We start from the raw sequence: 6,203 nt of genomic DNA on the forward strand, positions 1-6,203 counted from the left end.
ATCCGTTTTGGCTGTGGCCTGAAAAGGAGTTGCTGTTAATCCATGACCGCTTATGAAATCGCGTTCGGCGTTGTGCTGATCATTGTTTCGGTTCTGATCGTTGTGTTCACTTTGTCCCAGACCCAGAAAGGGCAGGGCCTGTCTGCTGCCATTATGGGTGATAGCAGCTTTATGGCTGCCGGCCGCGAGCGTGGCCTGGATGCCAAGCTGGCCAAAGTGACCAAAATCTGCGGCGCTGTTTTCTTTGTAGCTACGCTGCTGGTTGGTGTGCTGAGTGCCCGCTTGTAATTGAATGAAAGGAGAACGGTCTGGCCAATTTTGTTGGCGTTCCGCTTTCCCTTATTCAGGAACCGTCAACGACCCGCCCAATACCGCGGGTCGTTTTTTATGGGAAAAATAAAAAGGTCACAATGGTGCAGGTGCTGCTGCGAAACCAAAGGCCACGCCTGCTATGGAAGGATCCTGCCGGGTGGCAGGGTGACGTAAACGAGGAGTAAAAACAAAGGCATGGGCCGCTGCCTGTGCCCAACCCAAAGGAGAAAACATGACACCATTACAGAAAAATATTCTTGCGGCGTGCAAGCGCCGCCCCCAGACCCTGCGTGAACTGCAGAATGCTTTGCAGGTGGATAATTCCCGCCTGCGCAACACCGTAACCGGCATGGTAGCTACCGGTATGCTGTCCGCCCGCAACGGTACCTATGTTCCGGGCTTTGCCGTGATGGAAAATACCGATGCCCCCGCTGGCATTCCCTGCACACTGGTCAAGCTGGCGGCCCGCTTCGGCTTTGCGTCCCGCGATGACGGCACCGGCGATATCTTTATTCCCGGCCGCGCCCTGCATGGTGCTATGCCGCAGGATAAAATCATCATCAAACTGTTCGACCACCCCCGTGTGGAGGGCAGCGCCGAGGGTGAAGTGGTGGAGGTGACCACCCCGCACAACACCTTTGCCGGTACCATTGTGCTGACTGAGGACGGCCGCCTTGCCGTGGAGCCGGACGGCTGCCGTGATGTGCGCATTGTGCTGGATAAAAAAGGCGTCAACGGCGCACAGCTGGGGGATAAGGTCGGTGCTATCCTGACCAACCGCGGCCAGCGCCATATGGACCACCGCTGCGCTGTTGCCGAGCGCTTCGGCACTTCCGACCGCGCAGCAGAGTGCGCCAAGGCTGTGCTGTATGGCCGTGATGTCCGCCAGGAATTCCCGGAGGAGGTATTGGCCGAAGCTCACGCATATGATAACGCTCTCATCGACCCCGCCGAAGCTGCCCACCGCGCCGACCTGCGCGGTCTGCCGATCTTTACCATCGACTCTGCCGAGACTAAGGATATCGACGACGCCATCAGCCTGATGAAGACCCAGAACGGCGGCTATGAGCTGGGCGTTCATATTGCGGATGTCAGCCACTATGTCCGCCCGGACACCGCGCTGGATAAGGAAGCTTATGAGCGCGCAACTTCCATCTATTACGCGGATAAAGTCATCCCCATGCTGCCCACCCAGCTTTCCAACGGCATCTGCAGCCTCAATGAAGGGGAGGAGCGCCTGGCGTTCTCCTGCCTGATGCAGCTGGATGAAAGCGGCAATATCCATAGCTATCAGTTCGTCAAGAGCGTCATCCGCAGCCGTGTCAAGGGCGTTTATAAAGAAATTAACGCTCTGTTGGACGGCTCCAATGACCCGGCTCTGGTGACGAAATATAAAGACGTTATGGCTCAGCTGCCCGCGATGACCGAGCTGTACGAAAAGCGCCTGGCTCTGCGCAAAGCACGCGGCGCGATGGACATCGAATCCGACGAAGCCAAGTTGGTCATGGACGAGGAAGGCCGCTGCGTGGATATCGTCAAGCGCACCCGCGGTGTGTCGGAGTGCATGATCGAAGAGTTCATGCTGCTGGCCAACCAGTGCGCTGCCAATGCGGGCCGCACCCATCATGTGCCGTTTGTGTACCGTATCCATGAAGCCCCCGATGCCGAGCGCATGGAAAAGCTGAGCAACACCCTGAAAGCCTGCGGCCTGAACGTCCACTTTGCCGGGGAAGTGCCCACCCAGCTGGAGCTTTCTGCCATTCTGGACGAAACCCGCGGCCAGCCCATCCAGATCCCGGTCCACACCGGTATCCTGCGCAGCATGCAGAAAGCTCGCTACTCTCCGGAGCCGAAAGGCCATTACGGCCTGGTGCTGGCAGACTATGCCCACTTTACCAGCCCCATTCGCCGTTACCCAGACCTTGCCATCCATCGCATCCTGACGGATATGCTGGTGGGCAAGCCGGAGCAGGAGCTCATCAAGGATTATACCGGTTTTGCCACCCACGCCAGCGAGCAGTCCAGCCGCCAGGAAGTTTCCGCCGTGCGCATTGAGCGCGATGTGGAGGACCTGTACAAGGCCGAGTATATGCACAACCACCTGGGCGAAGTCTACACCGGCACCGTGGCAGGTGTAACACCGCGCGGCATTTTTGTGGCGCTGGAAAACACTGTAGAGGGCTTTGTGCCTGCCGCACAGCTCTGCAAGGGCGAAGCCACTGTGGTGGAGGGCGTCAGCATTCTGGACCCGCTGACCGGAAAACGCTGGATGCTGGGCGACCCCGTCAAAGTGCAGGTGGCCGGTGCCAACGTTGCCCTTGGCCGCATTGATTTTGACTATATGCCGCTGTAATCATAGTTTTTTATAAAAAGAGCAAACCAATAAAAGCAAAGCTGCCGTCCCGTACTGATATGTACCCGGTTTTCTGGACACGGGTAAAAATCGAATAATTAAGAATCCATCATGGATGCTTCTCTGAATGTGGAGGGAGGCATCCATTTTGTTTTAGGGCAATACCGCATAATCAGCAATGTGCCAAGAAAAATACACGAGACGATATAAATAAAAACTCCCCGGACAACATCCGAGGAGCCCTTATGCTCATGATAATCATATCCCCATAACCGCTTTTTGTCACAAAGATGGGTTCCTGCGTTTCGTGGCAGCGCTGCGAAATCGCATTGGTATTTTTCAGATCACGAATTGGGATAATTTCGGGCATAAGCTCAGCTCCTTTCGTGGCTTTATTTATGCCACAAAAAGGGCCGCACTGATAACATGTAAAACTGTAAAACAAAAAAGCTACATCCAAATTGAATGTAGCTTCTTTGTGGCGGAAAGAAAGGGATTCGAACCCTTGAGGGCTTTATGGGCCCTACACGATTTCCAGTCGTGCGCCTTAGACCAGCTCAGCCATCTTTCCATCTATTCTGCTGTATCGCCTCACCTGACGACGTGTTATATTATAGCAAGCACATCTGGGATTGTCAAGCAATATTTTGAAAAAAATCAATTTTTTTCAAATAAATTTTAAAAAAGGAAAAAAGAACATATGGAAGAAGTTTTTTTGTAAAAATGATCTGAAATCCAAAGGAGGGTACAAGCACATGCCCTTTTTGCTGCAACCACAATATGGCATGAACTGCCCCGCAAACGCCCCGTTTGTGCAAGACATTTGTGCATACAGATGAAAATTGACATTTCTGTGACAAAGCTCTTGAAAAAATATGAACAGCGTGGTAAAACATAAGGGAACACGGCTCCGGCACCTTTTGGCTGGGGAGGCTGGGCGGATGGCAAGTACCACTGTATGAACCAAAAAGCCATATCAGCTATGCCGTGCTGAAAAAGGAGGCTCTATCATTATGTATCTATTCTTCCGGGATCTTGCAATCATATTGATTGCGGCTAAGTTTTTTGGCCTGATTGCCCGCAAACTCAAGGCACCCCAAGTGGTGGGCGAGATCATCGCCGGTTTGCTGATTGGCCCCTCTTTGCTGGGGGTTGTTCAGCTCAGCGATACCATCTCGGTCTTTGCGGAAATCGGCGTTATTTTGCTGATGTTCTCCACCGGCCTTGGCACCAACCTGAAGCAGTTGATGAAAGCCGGCCCCATTGCAACTCTGGTTGCCTGCGTGGGTGTTTTTGTTCCCTTGGTGGGCGGTACGCTGCTGTATGGTGCGTTCTATGGTCTGGGTGCTATCGGCAGTCCGGAATTTTATAAAGCATTGTTCATCGGCACCATTATGACGGCAACCAGCGTTTCCATCACGGTGGCAACCCTGCAGGAGCTTGGCCAGCTGAAAGGCTTCCTGGGCACCACCATCGTCAGCGCAGCCGTGATTGATGACGTTATCGGCATTGTGGTGCTTACCTGCGTTCTGGGGGCCGGCAGCGGCGAAGAAGGCGGTACCAGCATCGGCCAGGTGTTGATCAACACGGTGCTGTTCTTTGTGGTGGCGGTCATTGTCGGTTTTGTGCTGTACAAGGCCATGACCTGGCTGGATAACCGTAACCCCCACACCCAGCGCATTACCATTGCCAGCCTTGGCTTCTGCTTTGCCATGGCTTACATTGCAGAGCAGTACTTTGGCATTGCCGATATTACCGGTGCTTACATTGCTGGCATCGTGCTGTGCAACATTCATGATGCACCCTATGTGGAGCGCCGTGTCGAAATCAGCAACTATATGATGTTTGCTCCGGTGTTCTTTGCTTCCATCGGCCTCAAAACCGATATCAGCGGCCTGACTCCCGATATCCTGCTGTTCTGTGTCTGCTTTGTCATTGTGGCACTTATCACCAAGATCATTGGCTGCGGTCTTGCAGCAAAGATCTGCAAGTTCAACTGGGCAGATTCCCTCAAGGTTGGCGTTGGCATGATGACCCGCGGCGAGGTTGCTTTGATTGTGGCACAAAAGGGCCTTGCAGTCGGCATGGTGGACGCTGTCTACTTTACCGCTGTTATTCTGCTGATCATCGTATCTTCTGTTGCCACTCCGCTTGCCCTGAAGACGCTGTTTGCCAAGCATCCTTCTGATCACCCCAGCGCAGTGGCTGTGAATGAATCAGGCAAAGCTTGAGTTATATACCGTCAAAATTGCACAAGTAAACAAATCCGGGCTATGGAAATGATCCACAGTCCGGATTTGTTTTTTATTGTTTTATTGTTTATAATCAGTGGCGCACGAAGCCGCCCAGTTCATACTCATTGGTGTATCCGTTGGCAAGCGCCTTGGCGCGCAGCGCAGCGTAAAGCTCTGCGAAAGTGGCCTGTACATAAGGCTCCAGGAAGATGAAACCAATGCCAAAGGTAATGCTGCACAACAAGTACCAGCCAATAAAGGAAAGCTGGAGCACAAAGGTGTTCCACTTTTCACCGTCCATCATCTGCTTGCTCAGCTCCATGGCGCGGCAGGTGGTCAGGTAGGGGTTTTCGGCCATCAGGTAGCCGACCTGCATGTAGCAATAAGACCAGTAAATGCCGGGAATGATCAAAAGGGAACCCAGCGCAATTTTCAGGTTGGTCAGCAGCATAACTTTAACAACATTCAGATACGGGGTGCGGAAGATCGAAGTGACGGTGCTGAACGGTGTTGCCGACTGGCGGCTTTCCATAAAATAGCGGTTGCGGCCGACTGTCAGCGGGTTGATGAGGAACGCTGCCCAGCATAGGCCGATTGCGGCAGCGATCAACATTACGATAATCACCACCCCGGCAAAGGGGGCCAATGCCTGCAAAAGATACTCCTCATTGCCGCTGGTGTATCCACCGCCGGCGTTGCCCTGCCACACCGGGCCGCTCATCATACCGTTCAGTTGGGAAGACGTTACGCGGTATTGCGCCGTAAGGCGGGGGAAAGAATAGCCAATGCCCAACAGGGAAAGAAGTAGGCACAGTCCCACGCTGCGCCAGTACCGCTCTTGCAACGCCTGTTTGGCGTTGGACTTCAAAAGGGAACGGGTCCACATAATTTGTACCTCCTGTTTTGTGGGTTGCAAGCGGATCCTTTTGCCGTGCCGCCTGCGCAACAGCAGAAATGGCGATACGAACAAAGGGAACGCTGTTTGTTAGTCAGTATAACATAGAACTGTGAACTTGAAAAGAACAGAGGATATTTTTTGTACAATAGAGTTCTTTTAAGACAGCAAGAAAATAAAAATAACGCATAACGGACGATTTTGACAAAAGAAAAAGAGCAAAAAGATTTTTGAATTTTTTTTGAAAATATGCTTGACACAGGCCGCCCTGATTGATATAATAATATGCGTCGCAGCGGCAAGGCGGTAGCCTGATGCAAAGCGCGAAGGGTTTGGCCCGGTAGTTCAGTTGGTTAGAACGCTAGCCTGTCACGCTAGAGGTCGTCAGTTCGAGCCTGATCCGGGTCGC

4 protein-coding genes, 2 tRNA genes and 1 pseudogene are annotated in these 6,203 nt (G+C 52.8%); 4 read left to right on the plus strand and 3 right to left on the minus strand.

Going from position 1 to position 6,203, the window contains the following annotated elements; genetic code table 11:
• Window positions 1-42 precede the first annotated feature (42 nt).
• Window positions 43-288, plus strand: coding sequence for a preprotein translocase subunit SecG (gene secG / locus C4885_RS08730; protein ID WP_113999956.1), 246 nt, complete (start codon window positions 43-45; stop codon window positions 286-288).
• Between the two features lie 256 nt (window positions 289-544).
• Window positions 545-2,665 (plus strand): ribonuclease R, encoded by a 2,121-nt coding sequence (rnr, locus tag C4885_RS08735; protein WP_113999957.1) that lies wholly within the window; start codon window positions 545-547, stop codon window positions 2,663-2,665.
• A 244-nt stretch (window positions 2,666-2,909) separates the two neighbouring features.
• On the opposite strand, the pseudogene C4885_RS08740 reads toward rnr, so the two are convergent.
• Both C4885_RS08740 and C4885_RS08745 read right to left on the minus strand, forming a co-directional pair.
• Window positions 2,910-3,035 (minus strand): annotated as a pseudogene (locus tag C4885_RS08740) (type II toxin-antitoxin system Phd/YefM family antitoxin); the annotation flags it as partial.
• Window positions 3,036-3,144: 109 nt separating this feature from the next.
• Window positions 3,145-3,236 (minus strand) — tRNA-Ser (locus C4885_RS08745).
• Between the two features lie 442 nt (window positions 3,237-3,678).
• On the opposite strand from C4885_RS08745, the gene C4885_RS08750 reads away from it, so the two are divergent.
• The gene (locus tag C4885_RS08750) at window positions 3,679-4,896 is read left to right on the plus strand and encodes a cation:proton antiporter (RefSeq protein WP_113999958.1); all 1,218 of its coding nucleotides are present in this window, start codon (window positions 3,679-3,681) and stop codon (window positions 4,894-4,896) included.
• A 94-nt stretch (window positions 4,897-4,990) separates the two neighbouring features.
• Here C4885_RS08750 and C4885_RS08755 read toward each other — a convergent pair whose 3' ends face one another.
• Window positions 4,991-5,785, minus strand: a complete 795-nt coding sequence (locus C4885_RS08755) for a DUF975 family protein (protein ID WP_113999959.1) — start codon at window positions 5,783-5,785, stop codon at window positions 4,991-4,993.
• Between the two features lie 343 nt (window positions 5,786-6,128).
• Here C4885_RS08755 and C4885_RS08760 point away from each other — a divergent pair.
• Window positions 6,129-6,202, plus strand: a tRNA-Asp gene (locus tag C4885_RS08760).
• The last annotated feature ends 1 nt before the right edge of the window (window position 6,203 follow it).

Source organism: Subdoligranulum sp. APC924/74 (genome assembly GCF_003324125.1).
Classification (GTDB): domain Bacteria; phylum Bacillota; class Clostridia; order Oscillospirales; family Ruminococcaceae; genus Gemmiger; species Gemmiger qucibialis.